This is a genomic window from Paenibacillus sp. Dod16, from assembly GCF_049893405.1.
Lineage (GTDB): Bacteria > Bacillota > Bacilli > Paenibacillales > Paenibacillaceae > Paenibacillus_AQ.
Map to the genome: position 1 here is coordinate 1 of NZ_JBNDYG010000105.1, position 3081 is coordinate 3081.

2 protein-coding genes are annotated in these 3081 nt (G+C 47.7%); both read left to right on the forward strand.

The annotated features are described in order from the left end of the window. Nucleotides 1–294 precede the first annotated feature (294 nt). A complete protein-coding gene (locus tag ACPV3A_RS37500; protein ID WP_426204974.1) occupies nt 295–1179 on the forward strand; it encodes an arylamine N-acetyltransferase in 885 nt (294 codons plus the stop codon). Nucleotides 1180–1374: 195 nt separating this feature from the next. Beyond that, nucleotides 1375–2625, forward strand: a complete 1251-nt coding sequence (locus ACPV3A_RS37505; protein WP_426204976.1) for an MFS transporter — start codon at nt 1375–1377, stop codon at nt 2623–2625. Nucleotides 2626–3081: the final 456 nt, after the last annotated feature.

Genomic DNA, 3081 nt, shown 5'->3' on the forward strand with positions numbered 1-3081 from the left:
GTAAGCCTGCTGTTTTTCTCGGTTAGAACGCAACACTGCTGTTTTTCTCGGTTAGAACGCAACATATTTAACACCCTTCCGAACGGTTTATTTACTAATATTATATAATATTAACGCGGTGTCGTGTTGAATTAAATGTGCGAAAAATAGCTGTCGAGATTTTCTCGACAGCCTGAAGGTCTTACCTATAGGTAAGACCTTTTTTGTATAGATCGTGCAGTCATTGGTATGACGTAATGATATGTAGAATGTTTAAAATAATGAGCATACCTTACATTCAGAGGAAAAGGGAGCGTGAACATTGTGCAGAATCAAGGACAACTGCCTCAGTGGGCAAACAACTATTTGCAATATATTCAAGTCCCGATAAGGGAGGCTTCATTGGAATATTTAACCGGAATTTGCACCGCACATCATCAGCGTGTACCGTTCGAGAACATTACCACGTTGCTGCAGTTTCGGGAATATCATCAAAAAGGAAGATTGGAGCAGGATGAGAAGAGATTCGTAGATCAGCTGTGGCAGCTGAATGCGGGAGGCACTTGTTATATGATTAACAGCAGTCTTCATCAGCTCTTGAACCAGCTTGGTTTCGAAACCCGGTATGCGCTGCTGGGCGGGGGACATGTTGGGTTACTGGTGCGGATCCCGGGTGAGCAAGAAGAAGTGTACGTGGATTGCGGAAACTCCGCCCCTTTTTTCGAACCCGTACGTTTGGAGAGCGATCCCGAGCAAGTTTCCCAATATGCCGGGATTGAAGTCAGATTGCGCCCAGGGGATGAACCGGGAACATATACGTATTATCGGTATGCGGATGGTTGGCTGATTACAGAATTGGTTTGGTCATTCGACACGCGGGTAACGTATCAATTCGATGATTTCCAGCCGGCCATTGCAAGCTATTTTCAACCGAATGATCTCTTTACCTCTTCATTACGCTGTCAGCTGTGGCAACTGGACCAGCAGCGCTCGCTGTCTCTGGTCGACAATGTACTGAGTATCCGGTATGCAAACGGGAAGGTAGAAAAGCGCATTTTATCCGATCTCAGCGAGCTGCGAGAGGTCATCGATCATGAGTTTCATCTCCCTAAATTGCCTGTTGAAGATGCCGTGAAGATTCTTGAGGAACTCGGATTTGATATTTTTAAAGGCAGCGCCATGACGAATTCCCTTGAGTAGAACGTTAAGAAACATACACACTCATTCTATCGATAAGTCGACGGATGGTTATCGTGGAATGAATTGGAATGAGCACGACTCTATCTGTTGCGGATATGCTACAATTTAACTAGTTATAGCGCTCGTGACTTCATTCAGCAGTGACTCCAATATACAATTAATCCGAAAAATACGGCGCTCAGTTGGAGGTTAGAGGTGAATCTTTCCAAGAATAAGAGTTACGTATTTTTCTGGTTAGCTTCCACCATTTCATATTTTGGCACGTATATTACCACACTCGCTCTCCAAGTACTGGTGGTGGTTGATCTGGAAGGCAGCACCGTTGATGTGGGCTGGATCAATTCCTCGAGGTGGCTGCCCTATGTGCTGCTGGGATTGGTGGCGGGAGTGATTATTGATCGCGTCAGTCGTCGGAACATCCTGGTACTGACCGATCTGGGGCGGGGGATCTTGCTCGTAGCGATATGCCTACTGGCATTGTTCGATGGAATCAATGTGGGCATTCTGATGATCATCATGATACTCTTCGGGGCGATGTCGTTATTCAATGATGCTGCATCTCAATCTATTGTGCCCCAACTCGTGTCGAGAAGGTTGTTATTGTCCGCTTATGCGCGGTTGGAGCAAAGCGCAGCCGTTGCGGAAACCAGCGGCCCCGCAGCTGCCGGTTTATTAGTCTCCATCGTTACGGCTCCGTTTGCAATCTTGGTTAACGCAGCTTCGTATCTGTTTTCAGGGCTGGTTATGGCTTTTATTAAACATCAGCCCATACCGGAAAAGGCCTCGAATGAACGCATACTTGAATTGATAAAGGAAGGATTGCGCTGGGTCTACCGGCATCCGTTTCTCAGCACGCTGGCACTCAATACCCATGCGTGGTTTCTATTTAACAGTATGCTGGGGACGGTGCTGGTAACGTACGCTCTCACCGAATTAGGGTTTCATGCGTCAACCCTGGGACTTGTCATGACATCAGCAGGGATTGGCGCTGTTATAGGCACGACGTTATCAACCCGGGTGAGCAAGCGATTTGGAATTGGACGCAGCATCACGTTTGCTAGACTTTTGTATGCACCTGCGGTCCTGTTCATGGTTCTGGCACCACCCACTGACAACGGTGATTTGTTGATTCAGACCTTCCTCTTGATCGGATTCGGGCAACTGTTTTATGGTTTAGCATTAGGTATTGAGGGTCCGATTGAGATGGGTTACCGGCAGACGATCACACCTCCACACTTGCATGGGCGTATGAATGCCACCATGAGGTCTATCAACCGCAGTATGATCGTTATTGGAGCGCCTCTGGGTGGCTTCATCGCTGATGTATTTGGATTTCGCACAGCATTAGGCGTTGTTATCACCGGACTGGCTGTAGTCGGAATTTGGTTCGTGTTCTCACCGATGCGGGCTGCCCGGATGGATGATACGACAGATGTGAGTAATTAGATCGATACGTTCTGCACGGTCATAGTGCCGTTACCTATGGAATCTTAGCTCCCCGCACGATTTCAATTTCAACCACACACAGTACGGTTCCGCAGGTACGAAAGAGAGGGAAAGACCAGATGATGGTTTCGATTCTAGCTATGGCGGCAGCCGTTTCGGGCGGCATTGTCGCCTCCGGGGCGGGAGTGGAATCGCAATCATATGATAGGGGTCTGCGTTTATTTCATGCTGGTCTTTGCTGCCGCCGGGGCCGCGATGCGATGAATGTGGCTGGAAAAAGCAGTCTAGAACATATCGAGTTACTAATGTGAAAGCAGCCTAGCTCCTGCCTTAAAGGTGAACTGTGACCCCAATTGTGGAGGATTTATAAAAAACAGCCTGGACTTAACTAGCAAGCAGATGGCCTCTGAATTCGTCAGGGGTCATCTTTTTTAATGTCCATTGGTATCGCTCAGC